At 59.3% G+C, this 19,752-nt stretch carries 18 protein-coding genes; 6 read left to right on the forward strand and 12 right to left on the reverse strand.

The features are described from left to right. The first annotated feature begins 16 nt into the window (after nucleotides 1-16). The 4 genes from EEB13_RS17420 (at nucleotide 17) to EEB13_RS17435 (ending at nucleotide 4,846) form a co-directional block, all read left to right on the forward strand. Nucleotides 17-1,573 carry an alpha/beta fold hydrolase gene (locus tag EEB13_RS17420; RefSeq protein ID WP_033234720.1) on the forward strand — a complete coding sequence of 519 codons (1,557 nt, stop codon included), beginning with the start codon at nucleotides 17-19 and terminating at the stop codon, nucleotides 1,571-1,573. Between the two features lie 61 nt (nucleotides 1,574-1,634). Next, complete coding sequence (locus EEB13_RS17425) at nucleotides 1,635-2,918, forward strand: glycosyltransferase family 87 protein (RefSeq protein WP_141485923.1); 1,284 nt, start codon at nucleotides 1,635-1,637, stop codon at nucleotides 2,916-2,918. Nucleotides 2,919-2,927: 9 nt separating this feature from the next. Further along, a complete protein-coding gene (gene msrB, locus EEB13_RS17430; protein WP_141485924.1) occupies nucleotides 2,928-3,347 on the forward strand; it encodes a peptide-methionine (R)-S-oxide reductase MsrB in 420 nt (139 codons plus the stop codon). A gap of 875 nt (nucleotides 3,348-4,222) precedes the next feature. Next, nucleotides 4,223-4,846: a hypothetical protein gene (locus EEB13_RS17435; RefSeq protein ID WP_141485925.1), complete on the forward strand. Its 624-nt coding sequence runs from the start codon at nucleotides 4,223-4,225 to the stop codon at nucleotides 4,844-4,846. A gap of 153 nt (nucleotides 4,847-4,999) precedes the next feature. Here the strand turns inward: EEB13_RS17435 and EEB13_RS17440 are convergent, their stop codons facing one another. From EEB13_RS17440 to EEB13_RS17475, 8 genes are all read right to left on the reverse strand, one after another. Continuing rightward, the gene (locus tag EEB13_RS17440) at nucleotides 5,000-5,305 is read right to left on the reverse strand and encodes a hypothetical protein (protein WP_141485926.1); all 306 of its coding nucleotides are present in this window, start codon (nucleotides 5,303-5,305) and stop codon (nucleotides 5,000-5,002) included. 109 nt (nucleotides 5,306-5,414) lie between these two features. Beyond that, the gene (locus tag EEB13_RS17445; RefSeq protein WP_141485927.1) at nucleotides 5,415-5,741 is read right to left on the reverse strand and encodes a hypothetical protein; all 327 of its coding nucleotides are present in this window, start codon (nucleotides 5,739-5,741) and stop codon (nucleotides 5,415-5,417) included. A 538-nt stretch (nucleotides 5,742-6,279) separates the two neighbouring features. Further along, nucleotides 6,280-6,759: a phage major capsid protein gene (locus EEB13_RS17450; RefSeq protein WP_187328579.1), complete on the reverse strand. Its 480-nt coding sequence runs from the start codon at nucleotides 6,757-6,759 to the stop codon at nucleotides 6,280-6,282. A gap of 194 nt (nucleotides 6,760-6,953) precedes the next feature. After that, nucleotides 6,954-8,591 (reverse strand): ABC transporter ATP-binding protein, encoded by a 1,638-nt coding sequence (locus EEB13_RS17455; protein WP_141485929.1) that lies wholly within the window; start codon nucleotides 8,589-8,591, stop codon nucleotides 6,954-6,956. 30 nt (nucleotides 8,592-8,621) lie between these two features. Then, complete coding sequence (locus EEB13_RS17460) at nucleotides 8,622-9,482, reverse strand: ABC transporter permease (RefSeq protein ID WP_033234724.1); 861 nt, start codon at nucleotides 9,480-9,482, stop codon at nucleotides 8,622-8,624. Beyond that, nucleotides 9,479-10,438 carry an ABC transporter permease gene (locus tag EEB13_RS17465; protein ID WP_033234725.1) on the reverse strand — a complete coding sequence of 320 codons (960 nt, stop codon included), beginning with the start codon at nucleotides 10,436-10,438 and terminating at the stop codon, nucleotides 9,479-9,481. The genes EEB13_RS17460 and EEB13_RS17465 overlap by 4 nt, the downstream gene beginning before the upstream one ends. A 6-nt stretch (nucleotides 10,439-10,444) precedes the next feature. Further along, complete coding sequence (locus tag EEB13_RS17470; RefSeq protein ID WP_141485930.1) at nucleotides 10,445-12,010, reverse strand: ABC transporter substrate-binding protein; 1,566 nt, start codon at nucleotides 12,008-12,010, stop codon at nucleotides 10,445-10,447. Nucleotides 12,011-12,130: 120 nt separating this feature from the next. Beyond that, nucleotides 12,131-12,940, reverse strand: a complete 810-nt coding sequence (locus tag EEB13_RS17475) for a TauD/TfdA dioxygenase family protein (RefSeq protein ID WP_095886129.1) — start codon at nucleotides 12,938-12,940, stop codon at nucleotides 12,131-12,133. A 233-nt stretch (nucleotides 12,941-13,173) separates the two neighbouring features. Between EEB13_RS17475 and EEB13_RS17480 the strand changes: the two genes are divergently transcribed. Together EEB13_RS17480 and EEB13_RS17485 are read left to right on the forward strand one after the other, a co-directional pair. Next, entirely contained in the window at nucleotides 13,174-13,854 is a 681-nt protein-coding gene (locus EEB13_RS17480; RefSeq protein WP_141485931.1) for a TetR/AcrR family transcriptional regulator, read from the forward strand. Between the two features lie 489 nt (nucleotides 13,855-14,343). Then, complete coding sequence (locus tag EEB13_RS17485; RefSeq protein WP_141485932.1) at nucleotides 14,344-14,859, forward strand: GNAT family N-acetyltransferase; 516 nt, start codon at nucleotides 14,344-14,346, stop codon at nucleotides 14,857-14,859. A 118-nt stretch (nucleotides 14,860-14,977) separates the two neighbouring features. Here EEB13_RS17485 and EEB13_RS17490 read toward each other — a convergent pair whose 3' ends face one another. The 4 genes from EEB13_RS17490 to EEB13_RS17505 form a co-directional block, all read right to left on the reverse strand. Then, nucleotides 14,978-15,301, reverse strand: coding sequence for a ferredoxin family protein (locus EEB13_RS17490; RefSeq protein ID WP_095886115.1), 324 nt, complete (start codon nucleotides 15,299-15,301; stop codon nucleotides 14,978-14,980). After that, entirely contained in the window at nucleotides 15,298-16,887 is a 1,590-nt protein-coding gene (locus EEB13_RS17495; RefSeq protein WP_141485933.1) for an FAD-dependent oxidoreductase, read from the reverse strand. The genes EEB13_RS17490 and EEB13_RS17495 overlap by 4 nt, the downstream gene beginning before the upstream one ends. A gap of 156 nt (nucleotides 16,888-17,043) precedes the next feature. Continuing rightward, on the reverse strand, nucleotides 17,044-18,369 hold the full coding sequence (locus EEB13_RS17500) for an NtaA/DmoA family FMN-dependent monooxygenase (protein ID WP_116104049.1): 1,326 nt from the start codon (nucleotides 18,367-18,369) through the stop codon (nucleotides 17,044-17,046). Then, on the reverse strand, nucleotides 18,369-19,715 hold the full coding sequence (locus EEB13_RS17505; protein ID WP_141485934.1) for an LLM class flavin-dependent oxidoreductase: 1,347 nt from the start codon (nucleotides 19,713-19,715) through the stop codon (nucleotides 18,369-18,371). The genes EEB13_RS17500 and EEB13_RS17505 overlap by 1 nt, the downstream gene beginning before the upstream one ends. Nucleotides 19,716-19,752 lie beyond the last annotated feature (37 nt).

The following is a 19,752-nucleotide window of genomic DNA, read 5'->3' on the forward strand; positions in this document are numbered from 1 at the left end:
TGGCACTCTGGTCGGCATGCGCAGAGCGGCTTTGATTGCAGTTGTCCTGGCGACCTGTTGTGCCTGTGGCGCAGGGCCCTCCATTCGCCCGGACGTCGCCGTCGAAGGTCACACCGGTGGCACCCCCGGGAGTTCCGATACGTCACAGGCGACACCTCCCCCGGTTCCCGCTCCGGCCGTCCCGACCAGCGATCTCCCGTGGCGCGACTGTAGCGGGACATCTCTTGCCGACGCCGCGTTGGCGGCCGCCAGCACGGGCGTCATCGTCGAATGCGCCGAATTCAGCGCTCCCATCGACACCAGCGGCCGCATCGACGGAACATTCACGGCTGCGGCGACCCGGGCCCGAACCTCGGCTACTCCTGCTGACGCCTACCCGATTGTCTTCACATCCGGGACCGATCGGTCGTCGGGAAGCACCTTGGCCATGCTCTCTGCCACCGGACTGACGGCCGTCCTCGCAGCCCACCCGGTTGTGGCCCTCGATCGCCGCGGTATCGACCGCTCGACGCCGATCGAATGCATGGAACCCGATACTCGGCGCGGACTCGCCGATCTCGGCCAATTCGAGCCGAGTTTCAGCGGAGACGCAGCCGACGCCGTCGCCACCCTCGGGCACGACGCCACAATCTCCTGCACCGACTATCTCGATCCGCAGGAACTCGAATTCGGAGCCGACGCCGCGGCCGACGACATCAACGCACTGCGCACGAGATGGGGCGTCGACACCATCGCACTGTGGGCTGCAGGCTCCGGTTCGGACATCGCATTGAGTTACGCCGCAACATATCCCGACAACATCGCACGATTGATCCTCGACTCACCCGCACCGATCGCCACCGATGCCACCACCGAGGAGGAAAGCCGAGTCCAAGGCCAGGAAGCAGCGTTGACGGCGTTTGCCACTCGCTGCGCGGCGCTGTCCTGCTCACTCGGACCCGACCCCCGCGCGGCCGTCGTTGCATTGACCGAACGCGCGCGAGCCGGTGAGTTCCGGCCCTTGTCCGCGGCGTCCATCACCCGCGCAATCTCGGCAAGTCTTGCCATCGCGAGCCAGAATCGTCAACTGGACACAACGTCTCTGGCCGACGCTCTCAGTGCGCTCGGAACCGGAAACCCCGTACCCATGCGCGAACGTGCCGCAGCCGCAGAGAAAGCCCTCGCCAGTGACGGTCAGTTTGTCGGACGCTGCACCGACGGCGTTCAGTGGCCGGGAGTGGGGCGCATCCGCGAACTGCAACAAACGTGGGGTAAGTCCTACCCCGTGTTCGGGAACGAAGCCGCACTCGGATTGTCGGCCTGCGCAAGTTGGCCGACAACCGCTCCGACACCCTTGCCCACCGCGTTGAAACCGACTGTTCTGGTCCTCAGCGGTCAAGCCGACCCCGCCGTCGGCAACACCGGGCTGGCCACCGTCACCGGAGTTGTCACCAACGCCGGCGCCCGGTTCGCCAGCCTCGATTGGCAAGGCTCCGGACACCCCGCGATGCAATCTGCCTGCGTGCAACAGGCCGCGGTGTCCTACCTGGACAATCAGAGCCTGCCGGCCAACGGCAATGTGTGCCCGGCCTAGCCGAATATGACGGCCGTCACCCACCATTGCAGGGTGCATCCCCAGATCTGTTTGCGTCTCGGTGTACCGTTCCGAAGTGTTCCTTAGACAAATCGAGCCTCGCACCGGGCGGACAACCCAACAAGTCGTCAACTACGTTTTGTGGCCGATCGCCGTGATGACCGTGATCAATCGCGTTGTCGTCAAAGCCGTCAACGGGTCGATCACCGATGATTTCCGGCCGGTCTACAACGCCGCGCTGGCATTCTGGAACGGCCGCGAGGTCTACACCGCGGACTTCAACACGGTAGATCCGCACTACTTGTATCCCCCATCGGGATCCTTGCTGATGGCACCACTGGCCATCCTCGATCCCGAGCGCTCGCGCTGGCTGTTCATCGGCGCCAACGCGATTGCGATCCTGGTCGCGCTCTATCTGCTGCTACGGCTGTTCGATCTGACAATCAGCTCCATCGCCGCGCCAATTCTCGTACTGGCCGCGTTCTCGTCGGAGACCGTCACCAACACTCTGGTGTTCACCAACATCAACGGCATCGTGCTGCTCAGCGAGATGGCGTTCCTGCTGCTCCTGATGCGCCGTAAAGATCTATGGGCAGGCGCATCGATCGGCATCACTCTGGCCGTCAAACCCACTCTTGCGCCGCTGCTGCTGCTCCCCTTGGTTCGTGGTCAGTGGAAGGTTTTTGTCACAGCACTCGGCATCCCGTTCATCCTCACCGTCGTCGCGGTGCCTCTCTCGGCGGATCCGATGGCATTTGTCGAACGCACGGTTCCGTACCTGCTGGAATCACGCGACTACTTCAACAGCTCGATTGTCGGTAACGGCGCCTACTTCGGCCTGCCCGATTGGTTGGTCCTCACCCTGCGCGTGGTCTTCGCCGCCATGGTCCTGATCTCGCTGTGGCTGCTCTACCGGTACTACCGCAATGACGATCTGTTCTTCCTCACCACCACAACCGGCGTGATCATGACCGCGTCGTTCCTGCTGCCGTCGCTCGGGCAGATGTACTACTCGATGATGCTGTTCCCGCTCCTGATGTCGGTGATTCTCAAGAACTCCGTCATGCGGAACTGGCCGGCCTGGCTTGCCGTGTACGGGTGCATGACATTCGACGACTGGTGGTCCTTCCGTTGGCCCGCCTTCGGCCGGGCAGCGGAGTACATGAAGAGCACTCTCGGGTGGAGCCTGCTGCTGATCGTGATCTTCTGCGTCCTCGGTTACCGGTATCTGGTTGCCCGACGCGAAGGACGCCTGGACCGCGGAATCGATCCCGCCTACCTCCTCGATCCTCCTGTGGATGCCGTCCCACCTGCAAGCAAAGCCGAACCTGCAGTAAAGGATTAGCGTGTAGGCATGAGTTCTACAGATAACGCCCCCGAAGTCACCTTCACCGACGAGCAGTGGCGCGAAAAACTGACCCCGGCCGAGTACGCGGTCCTGCGTCAGGCCGGTACCGAACGGCCCGGCGTGGGCGAGTACACCGACACCACCACCGAAGGTGTGTACTCCTGCCGAGCGTGCGGCGCCGAACTTTTCCGCAGCACCGAGAAGTTCGAATCGCATTGCGGGTGGCCGTCGTTCTTCGATCCGGCCAACTCCGACGCCGTCATCCTGAAGGAAGACGTGAGCCTGGGAATGCGACGCGTCGAAGTTATCTGCAAGAAGTGCCACAGCCACCTCGGCCATGTCTTCGAGGGTGAGGGCTACCCCACTCCGACGGATCAGCGGTACTGCATCAACTCGATAGCTTTAGTTTTACACACGTCCGCGTGAGTTAGAAACCAAAGAGGTCCAGGTCTTTCGACCTGGACCTCTTTCGGCATTCAGAAGCTACTTGCGCTTCTTCCCTGCATCGCTGCGCTTTTCGCGCCAGCTTCCATCCTTGTTGCGGTCACGATCCTGCGTGCCACCGCCGGGTGCGGGAACCTGCGGAACCTTGCGCGCCGTCATCGCTTCACCGGCTTAACGGTGATCGTACGAGTTACCGTGACAGGCACTCGTACAGTCCGGGTAACACGAACAGTTGTAACGCGGCGTGTCGCCATGTGTCCTCCTGGACACTCTGGAGAAAACTCAACCGACCTTCATCTTGGCAAGCCAAAGAAGAATGTGTAGCCTCTAGTCCACATCGCCAAATGTTGGGTTCGAGGTTCCAAGTCGGTCAAGCGGCCTTTTTGGGGCCTCATTCTCATTTCGGGTATCAAACCAACCGGCTTGACAGGGACAACTTTCCCCCTCAAATCGCTCCAGCACAAGCAATCCGGGCTTGGGACTGCGCAAAAGAACCCTGACAAAGGGAGCATTCTCGACATTGCCCCAGGTCAAGAACACAAAATCTTTTATTATAACGATTTGATAACGGCCTCTTTTTTCGTTATTAAATCTCAATAATGCCCGTAAGGGTGCCTAACACTTCCCTGGTTGGCTTATACCTAGCTTTGCTCCCAATTGGCCGAAATGCGCCACAAAGGCTCTCAAAATCGAAATCAGCACGGAAACAGTGCATAGCACAGAGCTACGACAGAAATGGCGCACGCTGCAGAGGCCTGAGCCACACTGCATCACGTTGACACACCGTTAGCGTCCCTGATAATGCACTCAAACGCACTCAAACGCACTCAAACGCACTCAACATCTACGATCAGCGCATGTTTCTAGCCCAAGCCGAACCAGTAGTTCACGAAGTCATCATCCAGAGCAGCACACCGTGGCACATCTACATTGCTGCTCTCATCGCCGGAGCAATCGCAATCGGTGGCTGGTTTGTTGTACATCGCACCAGCCAGAGCAGGGACCTACTCAGTTGGCGCCGAACGACGCTGGTTCAGTCTGCAATGGAGCTTCTTGAGGCAAGCAACGAAAGATTTGAAGCAGTCAACACTCCGTCAACAGACAAGACCACTACAAATGACCTCATGCGGAAGATTACAAGGCAATACGAGACGATCCGGTTGATCGCGGACGATGACCTGGGCGATGCCGCAAGAACTATATTCGATGGACATATTTACAGCGCCAACGCAATCTCACGCATACCTACCAGCATAGAGTCCGAAGCAATGCACCAACAAAGGATGCACTTCATTTCTATTTACCGCATGGATGAATGGGAATTGCAAGGAAAACACGAAGATCTAATTACAGAATTGAAGAGAATCATTTCAGCCAAAAAGAGAAGATTCGGAAAGTCAAATCACGGCGAACCGGAAAACGTTGATCCCGACCTAACGGCAAGCAGTCAGATAAACAGAGCGAAAGTAAACAAAGAATGATATAATATGGTTATTACGCATGATCTTCCTTCGCATATAAGTGGCATTACGGTAGAAAAAGGGCTACAAGCAAATTGCTTGTAGCCCTTTTTCTGTCATCTTGCAATCTGAGTGATACTGTCATCGAACAGTTCTAGATACAGCTCATAGCGGTCAATCTGACCATTCAAGTCGATAGGAGTGCCAATGTTGCCGATATTGAACACTTCTGGGTAGAACTCGTTGTCGATCAGGTGATCGTAGTTTGCCGTCTTTGCTGCGCAGATTTCCGGCTTGCTGGCTGAGTTCGAACTGACCTGCTGAATTCTCAAGCTTGACGAACTTCTTCTTTGTGTATTCCTTACCGAACTGCTCAAGGCTGTCTTCAGGATTCAGCGCTACGACAGCGCAAGGCACTGTCTCAGGTTCGAGATAGTTCCACTTTCGTTCGGCTGAGCCCGTTTCAGGATCAAACGTCACTCGCTGAGTGTAAATATCCACCAGGCTAGGCCAGGTTCGTACAATGAATCTAGGCATCACCGGTACCACCAATCAGGCATTCTATTCGCTCTGACCGCATTAGGTCCGGTCATGATCGAACGTGACTTGTTCCAACTGAACTGCTCACTGCAAGCACAACCAACGGACTAAGGGTGTACGTCTTGCCTCCGTATTTAACGGTTGTATTATCTTGCTTCACTTCTTCCACGTTCGCTTGTGCGAACACATCTGAGTTATCCATATAGGCAGACTGCCAACACACGGCATATCTAAGCCAGTGCTCGTCTGCATCATTCGTGACAAGACTTTCCGGCCTCCCCGCAATCACTTCAACGATTGCCTGAGCTTCTCTGATCTGCTGATCATTGACCGTGCATACAGTCATATCCAGGACATCTGCATCTGTTGCTAACATTTAACTTCCCTCCAAACTTTGTATAGCATCTATTGCTATATTGTCCGTGTAGTCGAACTTATCCCCTGGTCCTCCGCTATTGCGATTCAATCTGATCTGCATCTGATACTCATTAGCAATTGTGAACGGACCCGTTGAACCGAACGTGTAGTCAACAGCGTGATAAGGATTCGCAATTGGAACTGCATAACCATCCGAAAACACTGAACCATCAGGTCTACGAATGAACACGCTTGCCGTGTAATACATCATCACATCGACAGGCTGCTTACGTTCGTCATCAATTTTGAACAACACTGAACCGTGCGGATTCTGACCTACGTAGAAATTTCTCATGGTGCATCACTGATCATTGCAACAGCGAACAATCGGCCAAGCGTCAAATTCTGCTCGGAAACTGAGAAGCCAAGCTGAAACTGACGTGTTTGAAAATAGTCGCCGATAGTCGGCCACGTCATCGTGAACTCGTATTCGTAATTTGTCATAGGAAAACGGGACAGCTCAACATTCGAATGAACGCTGAGCTGTCCCGAATTGCTTACGCTCCTGCAACTTCCAAGATGCCGAAAGCTTTTGCTCGTCCAACAGCAATTGCTCTACGAGAACGCATCTTCAAATGAGCTTCGTCAGTGCTCCAACCAGCTTCAGTGCTGATCATCGTCTCGATAGGACTTCTAACAGCTAGAATCAAATGCTGACGGTTGCCAACGATGAGTAATGGATTTCCTGTTGGGTTCTGCAAGTTGGTTGTACTTGTCTCTGCTCCGTCAGAGAACTGCAACTTGTAGCCGAACAATGTCGCTGACTGCGTTGCCGATACCTCTTCAACAAACAACGGCCTACCAGTGCTGTCAACAAGACCGCGCAATCTTTCCTTGATTCCTGTATGAGCAATAACAATAATATCGCTGTCAGACCAGAAACCACCCTGCTCAACCTTGCCGAATACTTGGCAGATCTTGTCATAGGTTACCGCTCCGGCTGCTGCGATTTTATGAGCTGCTGCACCTTGGCTCACTTCTCTATAAACAGAAGTAAAAGGTACGGTTGTACCGTTTCCTGCTGCTGTTGTTCCTAGACAAGCGTTGTCCAATGTCTTTCACGCGTGCAGGTGAAGATTCCGTCATCGTCACGGAATTTCTGCGTTGCCTTCACACCAGTGCCCCGGCAAGCGCCTAGCTGTGACCCGTGTGCACGCACCACTGCGCACGGTTACACAGCGAGCGAGGCCAAGTCAGTCGAGCGATCGCGGGCGTGCGCGGGGTCAGGCACCGGAACGGCGTCGATCAAGGCCCTCGTGTAGGCATCACGCGGTGCGGTGAAGACCGCGTCGACGCTGCCGATCTCGACAACGGAGCCGGATCGCAGCACTGCAACCCGGTCCGCGACCTGGTGGACAACGGCGAGGTCGTGGCTGATGAACAGGCAAGCAAACCCGAGATCACGCTGCACCTCGGTGAACAGCTCCAGCACCTCGGCCTGCACCGAGACGTCGAGTGCGCTGGTCGGCTCGTCCGCAATCACCAGCTTGGGCGTCAGCGCCAGTGCGCGGGCGAGTGCAACGCGCTGCCTCTGCCCACCGGAGAGCTGATGTGGGAAACGGTCGGCCAACGTACTGGGCAACCGAACGGCGTCGAGCAGTTCGAGTACGCGAGCGCGCCTTTCCCCCGCCGTACCGATCTTGTGGACGTCGAACGGCTCACGGATCGTTGCTGCGATCGTCAGTCTCGGGTCGAGAGACGCAGCGGGGTCCTGGTGAACAAATGCCAGATCACGGCGTAGTTCTTGCAGCTGACGGGACGGCGTTTCAGCAAGATCGTGGCCACCGAACAGAACACGTCCCGCCGCCAACGGCACCAGGCCGGCAGCAACGCGGCCGATCGTGGTCTTCCCGGAACCCGACTCACCGACAAGACCGAGGACCTCTCCCCTGCGGACCGTCAAGTTCACGCCGTCGACTGCCAGAAAGGCGGGACTACCGCGCCTGGCCGGGAACTGCACTGTGGCGCTGTCGAATTCGAGCACAGTGTCCTCGGTCGACTCAGGAGTAACCGCAGCCGCTGCGGCACCCTCGGGAAGACGCGGCACTGCGTCCAGCAGTCGACGGGTGTACGGGTGGGTCGGCGCGGCAAACAGTGTGTGCGTGTCACCAGTTTCGGCAACTTCGCCATCTCGGAGGACGATCACCCGATCAGCATGCTGCGCAACAACTCCCATGTTGTGGGTGATGAGCAGGATTCCCATTCCGGTCCGCTGACGGATCCGGTCGAGCAGCGCCAGGATCTCGGCTTGCACGGTGACGTCGAGCGCGGTGGTCGGTTCATCGGCGATCAGTAGATCGGGGTCGTTGGCCAGGGCCAGCGCGATCGCAACGCGCTGCTTCTGGCCACCCGAGAGTTGGTGCGGAAAGTAATCGACGCGGCGCTGCGGATCTGGAATCTCCACCTGCTCGAGAAGTTCGATTGCGCGGACGCGAGCATCACGGGAAGAGACCGTGCGATGGGCGCGAATCGCCTCTCGGATCTGCCATCCGACACGACGGACTGGATTGAGCGCGCTCTGCGGTTCCTGGAAGATCAGCGCGACCGTAGAGCCACGCAGCCGATTCAATTCGTCCTCGGTCGCGTCGAGTACGGATGTGCCGTCAACATCGATCGAACCGCCCGCCGCGGCTCCATCAGGGAGAAGGCCGAGGATCGCACGGGCTGTCATCGACTTACCCGAACCGGACTCCCCCACGAGAGCTACGACCTCCCCCCGACACACCTCGAGAGTGACATCGTTGACGACGGGCGGCTGCTGCTCGAAGGCAATATGCAGGTCGCGGACGGAGAGGAGAGCAGTGCGCACGAGAGGTGTCCTTGTTCGGGAGAAGAGTGGTTACCGGCGCCGGGACCGGGCAGCCAGCGCTTGCGAAATCAGGAGCAGTCCGAGGACCAGAACAACAACGACCAGGAGAGGACCGAAGACAAAATACGGCGAGTGATAGGCATTCTGGGTTCCCTCCTTGATGAGTGATCCGAGCGACGGCATCGGCGGGATAACTCCGAGTCCCAGAAAGCTCATCGCGCCTTCGATGAACACGCCGACCGACATTGCCAACGCAAGTTGAACGGTGAGGGGTTCGAGGCAGTTGGGCAGTACGTGGCGTCGCAGTATCCAGCCTTCGCTCGCACCCAGGGTTCGGGCGGATTCGACGTACGGCAGCTCGCGCACCGTCAGCACTGACGTGCGCATGAGCCTGCCGAACACCGGGATTTCGGCGAGCACGATGACAACCGAGATCGTCATGATTCCCGGGCCGATGACCATCGTCAATGCAATAGCGAGAACGATGGTCGGGAATGCCAGAATCAGGTCGAACGAGCGTTGCAGCACGGTATCAAGCCAGACGGCGCGCGATGCGGCAAGGCCGAGAAACGAGCCGATCAGAGCTCCTAACGGGACAGCAACGAAGATCACCAGCAAATCGATTCGTATGCCGTACAGCGTCCGCGAAAATACGTCGCGGCCAACCGAATCCGTACCGAACCAATGATCACTGCTCGGGCCGAGCAGAGTCGCTCCACGTATCTGTTCGTCCGGCGCGAACGGAGCGAGCCACGGGGCTAGCAGTCCGGCAAGGACTACAGCCCCGACCAACGCGGCGCCGATCAGTCCGCGACCGCTTCGCAGTGCTGCCCAGCGGTCGTCGCGATCTGCGCCGGTTCCGTCGGTGGACTTCTCGAGCGATATGGTCATGACTGACTCCCCAATCGAATTCGAGGGTCGAGCCACGCGTTGACGAGATCCGTGGCGAGCTGAACGATGACAAAAAGAACCACGGAGAACAGCAGCATCACTTGAACCACCGGGTAATCCCGGCTCGAGATCGCGCGTTCGATGAGGTTTCCGAGGCCTGGCCAGGCAAAGATGGCCTCGACGAGTACGGCTCCACCGAGTAGATGACCGATTTGCATCCCCAATACCGTCACGGTCGACGGCAGAGCGTTGGGCAGCACCTGAGTCAGAATGATCCGTCGACGCGAAATACCAAGGGCACGAGCCGTTGTGACGTACGGCTCCGCAAGTTGACTGCGAAGCGACTCGGTGAGAAACCGGGTCAGCGCGGCCGCAATCGGAAGCCCGAGACATACCGCGGGGAGAATCAGATACTGCACCGTGATGCCCGGGTCGTCCAGGAAGCCTTTGCGGGGAATCCCGCCGGCCGGCAATACCGCCCAGACCACACCGAACAACACCACCAGGAGCGCGCCCGTCACGAAGTTCGGGATCGCGACGGCGACCGTGCCGAATGTGGTCACAATGCTGTTGAGCCACCGCCGATCGATGATGACCGACACCGTGCTCGAGGTGAGCGCTACAGCAATCGCAATCGCCAGGGCGGTGACCGAGAGGAGCAACGTATTGCCAAGTGCGTCGAGCATCAGCGTGGAGATCTCACCGCCGAGAATCAACGACCGACCGAGATCGAAGGTGAGGATTCCGCCAAGCCACGAAAAGTACTGACCGAGTGGAGAACCGTTCAGCCCCAGCTCTTCACGCAGGGCTTCCAGAGCTTCCGGAGTGGCATCTGCACCGGCCAACACACTGGCCGGGTCACCAGGTACCAGCCGCAAAAGGGTGAAGATCAGCACCGAACCCACTGCCAGAACCAGCAGGGCCGAGGGCAGGCGCCGAAGTGCATACGAGAGCATGACCGATCACTCACTCAGATAGGCATTACTCAGGTCGAGTTCCGCCCTCTTCGACCAGTCCACATCGTGGACCGCGGCGGACATTGCGAGGGTGTTGTCTGCGTTGAGCAGTCCGATCACGACGGCGTTGTCGAGCAGTTCGTGGTTCAGAACCTGGTATGCCGCAGACGCTTCCGGGCTTTTCGGATCCGTGATCCGCCACACCGCTTCGGTGGCAGCCTGGTAATCCGCATCGATGAAATTGGACGTGTTCTTGTAGGCGTTGAACGGGTAGGCACTGGTTGGCAAGGTTGAGGGTGTGTACTGCGCAAATACGTGCGAGGTGATCCAGAGTCCGCCGTACGTGCCACCGATCAGGTTCTTGACCGATGTCGCAGCATCGATCGGTTCGATAACCGTCGTGATACCGACTGCGGCAAGGTCCGCTTGAATGATTTGCGCGATGGATTCCGACTCACTCGATCCCGCGGTGTAGCTGATCGGAATGACCGGGATGGCGCCGACCTCGGCGACGAGGGCCTTTGCCTTGTCGACGTCATGGTTGTACGTGGAGTTGAGGCTCGCATCGAACGCCGGCGAGTATTCCGGCCACGGCAGGTTGTCGGAATTGCCATGCCCTTGATAGACGTCTTCGAGTAGGCGTTCGCGATCCACGGCATTCGCGATTGCCTGGCGGACGCGAACATCACCCAGGCCCGGAGCCTGCACGTTCGCGCCGATGTACCACGTGCGCAACACGCCGGTCTGGTCCACGACCTCGAAATTGGAGTCGGCGGCGAGCATATCGGCGTCACGCGGAGCTGCGTTGAGCAGCAAATCCAGCTGTCCTGACCGAAGTTGCGACACCCGTGTCTGCGAGTCGGGAACAATGACGTACTCGACGCCGTCGAGGTTGGGCGCACCACCCCAGTACTGCTCATTGGCCTCGAAGGTCATTCCGCTTCCGGGTTGCCAGTTTGCGAAGGTGAAAGCTCCGGTTCCGTTGTAGCCCTTCCCCGAATCGAAGTCGGCCATGGTGTTGCGGTCGATGACGGGCACGACGTCGAGCAGATCGAAGAAGTTACCCGCCGGATGCGCGAGAGTAAGCACAATCGTGTGATCATCAGGCCTGGCGTAGTTGGTGATCAGCTGCGCAGTTCGCGCGAGCTGTCCGGAACGCGCTGGGTCCGCATAGGTTTCGAGGCTGAACTGCACATCGTCGGACGTCATCGGGCGTCCGTCGTGGAACGTGACATCGGGCCGCAGCGTAAGCGTGATCGTCAACCCGTCATCAGACACCTGCCACGATTCGGCAAGCGCGGGCTGGGGGTCGAGGCTTCCTGCCGGGTAGGTAATCAGCGTGTCGTAGACAAGCCCGGAGAGCGCAGCATTTACCGGTACGCCTGAAAAGAACGACGCCGGGGTCAGATCCCCACTGTCGCCGATCCGCAGCACACCGCCATCTACGACCTCCGTGCCGGCGGCCGCCCGATCCACTGCCGAGCTACATCCCGTCACGGTGAGTGCACCGAAGAGAGCAACGGCGACTATCCCCCGCAGGGAGGGACGTCTGAGGACGGAGCGGCTGTTCACGGAGAAACCTTTCGAGGGGCCCTGCACGGGCAGGTGCTGCTGTTGATCGGGATGAAAGATCGTGCTGCTCGCGGACAGTGGTTCGTGAGCAGCTTGGAGAAGCGCGAGGTGACGTCAGAGTCAGCGAGCCGGGATGGGAGCTTCCGGAGCAACCTCGATGCGATGAATTCGGCGCGGCTGATCCGCGTAGTCGTAGATCGCGTTGTGCTGGACGAAGTGGTTGTCCCAGATAGCGATTTCGCCAACAGTCCAGCGGCGACGGACGGTGAATTCCGGTCGGATCGACACTGCCTTGAGTACACCCAGGATCGCGGCGCTCTCTTGTGCGTCGAGTTCGTTGATGTAGCTGGTGAACAGGTCGTTGACGAAAAGCGCTTCGCGTCCGGTCTCGGGATGCCGGATCACCAACGGGTGGTCGGCTTCGGGGACATTCTCCCTCGGTGCGATGCGGTGTTTTGCGGTCAGGCCGTAGAGGAGTTCACGCAGCGGCTCCGACAAAGCGTCGAGTGCGTCGGACTGGTTGGACCACATGGTGTCACCGCCGAATTCCGGAAGGACCTGCATGTGCAGAACGCTGAACCTGGACGGCGCGTCACGCCAGGACACGTCGCAGTGCCAACGGTTGGCCTGGTACGCGCTTCCGTTCTCTGTGCCGATCACGCTGATCTCGCGGTAACCCTCGTCGCCAAGGTTCAACAAGTGCTCGTGTGGGAGAACAACCTCACCGAAGTGCTGCGCAAACGCGCGGTGGATCGCCGGATCGAGGCCCTGTTCCGGAAAAAAGAGCACGCTGTAGCGGTACAGCGCGTCCTTGACCAGTTGAACATCGGCGTCCGTCAGTGAGTCCACTCGCAGGCCCCGGACTTCGGCGCCGATCTTGCCGGCGAGGGGCACGATTGTAGTTGTCGTGGGTTCTGCGATTGCGGTCATCAATCTTCCTCGAAACATAGACGTGGGTGTGCACATCGGACTGCGTTCAAAGTAATCAATGTTTCTTATTTTGAGCATCGTTAAAATTTCGATGATTTAAGCATTGACAGACGTCAGCTTGGTCGATATTCTGCCAGCAACTCACGCAGAGAATTCACCAATGCTCTTGCAGTCCGGCTATATTCGACCCGACGAGTCCAGCCACAACACTGTCGCCGGTAGGGTCGACCAGTGTGACCTCAAAACGTGGCCGATACCGCGCGGGAGAACAGACACGCGTACAACTCATCGAAACCGCGGAGCGGCTTTTTGCACTCAGCGGTTATGACGGCGTCTCCATCTCTGAAATCCGCATCGCGGCAGGCCAGCAGAATGCATCGGTAATCGCCTACTACTTCGGTTCGAAGGAAAATCTGCTGCACGCGATATTCGCGTACCGCCTGCCCGACATCAACGCAGACAGACAAGCAATGATGCTCCGAACAAGCTCACAGGGCGCGAATATGACTACGCGCGAGGCATTATGGGCAATTGTGCAACCCTTGGCCAACAGCATCAGCCCCGACAACCACTACGTCGCACTACTCGATCGGTTGATGGAGACGGAAATCCTCGGCCGCGTCTTCACCACCGCAGATCCGACTGTGACAACAAGCGGATCCGCCGTCAACCAGAGCCTCAACGACAGCCTTGTCGAACTTGCGGAAGATGTTCGACTGCAGCGCATTCAGATCGTTTACACCAGCTATCTCCGGGTATTGGCGGGTTACGACAGACGCGGCACCCGACCCACCCATGCTGAACTGTCCGCTCTGATCGACGGATGGGAAGCACTACTGCGAGCTCCGGTTTCCCAGGAAACTCTCGACGCCCAGAAGGAAGCCCAGCTGAACCCGACTTCATCGAGTCACTGAAGGCGTTGATGCTTCGGTGCGCAGCGTCAAACGCTGCACCCCGAAGTCTCTTGCAGGCCCACTAACAGTGCCGCCTTCTCGTGACACTCACTCCACGCTTGTCGGCGGCCAGTTGAAATCACTCGGATCGAAACGGATCCATTCCGATCCATATGCCGTGATTCGACCGTCACTGGGCGGTCACTTTCGTCGATCCCGCATTCCATTACCGTGCGCAGCGACGGCCACTCGCCGAGCACATATGAAATCGAATCCAACACTGCCACAATATATTCAAGCGATATTTACCGCATTAACGGGCCTGGTCCCGTAAGCCAGTGGATCGCGGCGTTCGATGCGGGAGACTACTCCAACGCCCTTCATACGAAACTCGGGATAGACCCCGAATCCTGACTTCCTGTTGTCGCACTCCACACCCCGCGGCATGCGCTTGCCGATACTATTCGTGTCGAATTGATCTCATCGTCTGCGTCAGGATGGACACTACACATGGCACACGACATCAAGACTTCATCCCTTCATGTTCGTGAGGTGTCGTGGTCCCATCCTGATGCCGAGGCATTACGCGGCGAAATGGCTGCCGAAGTGGGGCCACGCTACTCCGATCGCATATCCACCACGGACCGTGCCGCCGCAAATTCGGTTGACCCACAATCAGTTCACCTGACTGTGGTGGCGTACGCCGACGGCAGCGAAGCCGAAGAACCACAAGCAGTAGGTCATGCCACGCTTCGCTGGAACGGCGCCGATCTGGAGTTGAAGCGGATGTACGTCAGGCCCTCGCATCGCGGCTCCGGCGTATCCACGCTCCTGTTGGACGCAGTCGAGGATGCGGCCAAGCAGGCTGGTCGGCCACGGCTGATTCTCCAGACCGGGGACCGTCAACCCGATGCAGTCAGGTTGTACGAAAAGAGCGGATACTCGCGGATCCCGATCTTCTCGCCCTATGAAGTAATGCCGTTTTCGAACTGTTTCGAGAAGGCCTTCGTACAACCCCGCGACTGAGCTCGGCTTCGCTGACGATCACGTCCGCGATCACGAGCTGGTTGTAGACCTGGCGCCGTTCATCACCGGCCGGCTCCCGCTCGAAGAGACGATCTCGGAACGGCTGCAACGATTGTCGTCAGGTTGTGATCGGGCGGGGCACCTCGGGTCCCACTGCGGTAAGCGCCCCAGGTGTCCTCCCCTTTCCCCACCCGATCTTCTCCCGGTAGCGTCCGATGTGATCGCGCTCGATCACATCGGCACTTCCCACTGGTGCCGATTGCGGATGCACGTACAAGGCATCGGTCGGGCAGTATGCCTCGCACATGAAGCACGTCTGGCAGTCCGATTGGCGCGCGATCACGGGAACACCTGATGGCGTGCGATCGAAAACATCTGTCGGACAGACTTCTACACACTTGTCGCACCCGATGCAGTCCTGTGCTGACACCAGTTCGATCACGACGCCACCAAACTTGCACCGGCGGGATCGGCCGTAGTGGTCCACACCGCGTCAAGTCCTCCGGTCAAGATATGATGATGCTGCGCGACGTCGAGTTCCGGGAAGTCGTCTCTCTTGCTCATCCCCCGAGTTTCGGTCCGTGCCAAGGTCGAGTGGTACATCCAGCGACCCACAGCGGTGATCGCCGCCGCCTGACGAGCTGCCATCCGTTCAGCGGGCGCGCCACCCAGACCCACACTCGCTGCACTCCAGAGCAATTCGAGTTCGTCGAGCGCCGCCGACACTCGATCTCCGCTCCGCAAGTAGTTCTTGTCGAAGGGAAGCAATTGCTCCTGAGCAGCTTTCACCACGTCGACAGCAGTCAGGCGAGAGTTGGACGAGGGACCTAGCCCTACCGTCCCCGCTCCGCGGAGACCGATCCTTGATCCACGCCCCACCGACCGCGCGTACCTCGCGGCACCCGATCCTGCCCATGAACCGGACGACATCGCCCAGGCCGCGTTGTGGCTGCCACCGCCGGTGAACCCTCCGCATATACGTTCGCGAGTTGCAGCGTCCCCAGCAGCGAACAGTCCGGGGACAGTCGTGGCGCAATCGTCGTCGACGACGTTGATTCCACCAGTACCGCGCACGGTCCCCTCTGCGAGCATCCCGACCTCGAACCTTTCGGTGAAGGGGTCGATTCCGCGGCGATCGAATTGCAGGAAGAAATTGGGCTGCCCCATCCTCATTCGACGCTGCACCTCGACGTCCGCACGGTCGATCTGCGCGAAGACGGGTTCGGACTTCAAGGTTCTCGCGATGACAGATCGCCCCTTCGCCGAGCCGGCCCCTTCGAGTACGCTCCCGTCAGCATGGAAAAAGGTTGCGTAGGCGTAGTACGCCGTCTTCGTGATGGTGGATCCGGCCGCAGCAATTCCGTATGCGTTGGAGAACTCCATTCCGGAGAACTCGGCCCCCACCTCAGCTGCCATCAGTGCGCCGTCACCGGTATCGACGTTGGTACCCAATGCGCCTGAGAGAAAGGCACATCCGCCGCTCGCGACCACGACAGCACCTGCGGACACTCGATAGTCGTGATGCTCGTGACGCCGATATCCGCTGGCGCCCCGCACACAACCTTGTTTGTCCACCAACAACTCCAGCGCGGGCGAATGGTCGAGAATTCGCACTCCGGCGCGGCGGATCCAGGCGCGCATTCTGCGCATGTATTCCGGCCCCTGCAGGCCGGTGCGAATCTGCTCACCGGTACGCGCGTCGACGGGGAACGGGTATCTGCCTTCTACCGCCAGGAGGTCCATGTTGGTATACGTCTGCTCGAGGACGCGGTCCATCCAATGGTGATCGGCGAGGAATCCGCCGAGTGCCTCACGCCCTGCTTTGGCCTTTGCGCGCGCCGCAGGTTCGGGTTCGACGTACCAGACACCTGTGCCCGACGGCGCAGTCGCCCCGCTCGTCCCGCAATACCCTTTGTCGACCAGGACGACGTCCGCACCGGCCTCGGCGGCACGCAACGCTGCCCAGGCGCCGGCGGGACCACCACCTATTACCAGCACATCGGTGGAAACTTCGAGGACGTCCGTCACTGGTCTGCTCCTGTCAAAGGTCTACACGACTGAACCTGATACCGCTATGTTTCTCCAGCGAACGCTGCAGTGCCACAATCAGGATCATCGTGAATGCAACCGGCTCTGCCCTTACGTCGACGAAGTGTGGACGAAAACGCGTACGCACGGACGGAGTCACCTTTGGGACGCAAAGGAATTCGCAGGTTCACGCAGATCGAGGTGATCGCGCAACGTGACTCCGCTGTATTCGGACCGGAAAATGCCCCGCTCCTGAAGAACCGGAACGACAAGGTCGACGAAGTCCTCCAGCGATCGAGGCAGGACAGCGGGGATAATCGTGAATCCGTCCACAGAGCCGCTCCGCCACCAGGTTTCGATATGATCAGCCACCTGTACAGGATCACCGATTACCACACGATGACCGCCCAAGAATTCGGTCAACAGATGACGAACAGTGTGGCCGGTCAATGCTGCATAATCGGCGAGCGACGTGAAGAATCCTTGGGGGCCGACACGACCGGACGGCAGGTCCAGCACATGCGCGGGGAGCGGCGAATCCAGGTCGAACTCTTCGTCCGGGAATCCCAACCACGATGCGAGCCGGCGAACGGGTGCACTCTCTGGACGAAGGCGCGCTTGAAGTTCGTCGAACTTCTCTCGCGCCGCGTGTTCGGTCTCTGCAACGATCGGCACCAGTCCGGGCAGAATCCTGATCTGATCCGGATCGCGGCCGAGTGCAGCAGCTTTCGACCTGATCTCCGTGGAGAACTCTCCTGAAGCGTCGAGTCCGAACTGGGTGGCATAGATCGCCTCGGCATGGGCTGCGGCGAATTCCCGCCCTCGAGAGGAGGATCCTGCTTGGACCAGAACCGGTCGTCCCTGTGGCGACCTCGTGACGTTGAGCGGGCCGGCAACGGAGTAGAACTCGCCTCGGTGCTCGACAGCGTGTACCAGATCCGGATCTGCAAAGCGCGCGTTCTCTTGATCACCGATCAGAGCGCCGTACTCCCAACTGTCCCACAATCTTTCGAGAAGTTCTACGTATTCCGCTGCACGGCGATATCTCTCGTCGCGTTCCGGAAGGTGGTCGATTCCGAAGTTCTTGGCCGCATTCGGCTCGAACGTCGTCACCACGTTCCATCCGGCACGACCACCGCTCACGTGATCCAGCGAGAGAATTCGACGAGCAAGGTTGTACGGCAGATTCAGGGTGGATGACACAGTGGGAATCAGACCGATCCGGGTGGTGGACACCGCGAGCGCACTGGTCAGTAGCACCGGGTCGAGGGAGGCCGCCGGTCCACGGCCGATGCCCGGGTGCTGGACCGGGATATCCGGGAACAGCAACGCATCGAGTTTGCCGCGCTCGGCGGTCTCGGCGGCGCGGCGGTAGTGGTCGAGAGTGACAAAGGCGCTGGGATCGAGTTCCGGGTCGAGCCAGGCCGCCGAGTGGTAGCCCGCGCTACCGACGTTGACGAAGAAGTGCAGCGAACGACTCATCACGCCACCACCTGTTCGACGTGCGACGACGGAATCGCATGGTGAGGAGCGGCCAACCCGAGATGTCCACGAAGCGTGGTGCTGTCGTAGTCGGTGCGGAAAACACCGCGGCGCTGCAACTCCGGCACGACGTGATCGACGAAATCGTCGAATCCGCTCGGGAGCACGTCCGGCATCAGGTTGAATCCGTCGGCAACGCCTTTGTCCACCCAATCTACGATGGCATCGGCTATCTGTTCCGGAGTGCCGGTGACGATCCGGTGTCCGGCACCTCCGCCCAGTCGCCTCAACAGCTGCCGAACGGTCAAGCTCTCGCGCCGGGCGAGACTGACCGCGATCTTGTAGAACGTCTGCGATCCACCCGCGTCGTCCGGATCGGCCAAGAGCTCCCACGGCAACGAACCGTCGAGAACCAAGCTCTCGCGAGGAACTCCCAACTGACCCGCCAGGCGGTCGAGCGCGTACTCGGGAGGCACCAATTCAGCCAACAGCTCACGACGCTCATGAGCCTCGGCTTCCGTACTGCCGATCACGGTCGACAGTCCAGGCAGGACGATGACGTCCTCGGGCCCTCGGCCGTATCCGCGCGCCCTCGCCTTCACATCGTGGTAATACTCCCGAGCCTCGTCCTCGGTCTGCGCCGCTGTGAAGATCACCTCGCCGACCCTGGCCGCCAGTGCCCGTCCGTCTCGCGAGGCACCCGCCTGCACAACCACCGGCTCACCCTGTGGTGACCGCGGAACGTTGAGCGGGCCTGCCACGTCGAAGTGTTCGCCGTGATGGTCGGTGCGGTGAATCCGTGTGGTGTCGGCGAACACCTGGCCAGATTTATCCCCCACCAACGCGTCGGGTTCCCAACTGTTCCAAAGCTTTCGTACCACTTCGACGAACTCTGCCGCACGTTCGTACCGCCGGCCGTGATCGGGCTCGTCGTCGAAACCGAAATTGCGCGCTGATTCCCGGCCCGCCGTGGTGACGACATTCCACCCTGACCGTCCGCCGCTGAGTTGATCGAGCGTCGCAAAGCGTCTTGCCACGTCATACGGATCGTTGTAACTCGAAGACAGGGTGCCGATCAATCCGATCCTGGACGTCGACGCGGCCACCGCAGCGAGCACCACCGACGGTTCGAGACTGTTGAACGGCCGATAGCGCAAATCTTCCCGGATCGCCGGACCGTCGGCGAGAAATACTGCGTCGAACTTAGCGGCCTCGGCCTTGCGCGCGATGTCCACATAGTGTGCGAGGCCGAAACTCGCCAGCGGATCGGTTCCCGGAAGTCGCCAGGAACCACCGAACACACCGGCGTTGAGGATGTTGACGTTGAGATGGACCTGACGGGTCATCGATGTTCGCCTCCTTCGTAACTGAATACATGAAATC

It is taken from the genome of Rhodococcus sp. WS3 (assembly GCF_003797085.1).
In the GTDB taxonomy this organism is placed as follows: Bacteria; Actinomycetota; Actinomycetes; order Mycobacteriales; family Mycobacteriaceae; genus Rhodococcus_F; species Rhodococcus_F globerula.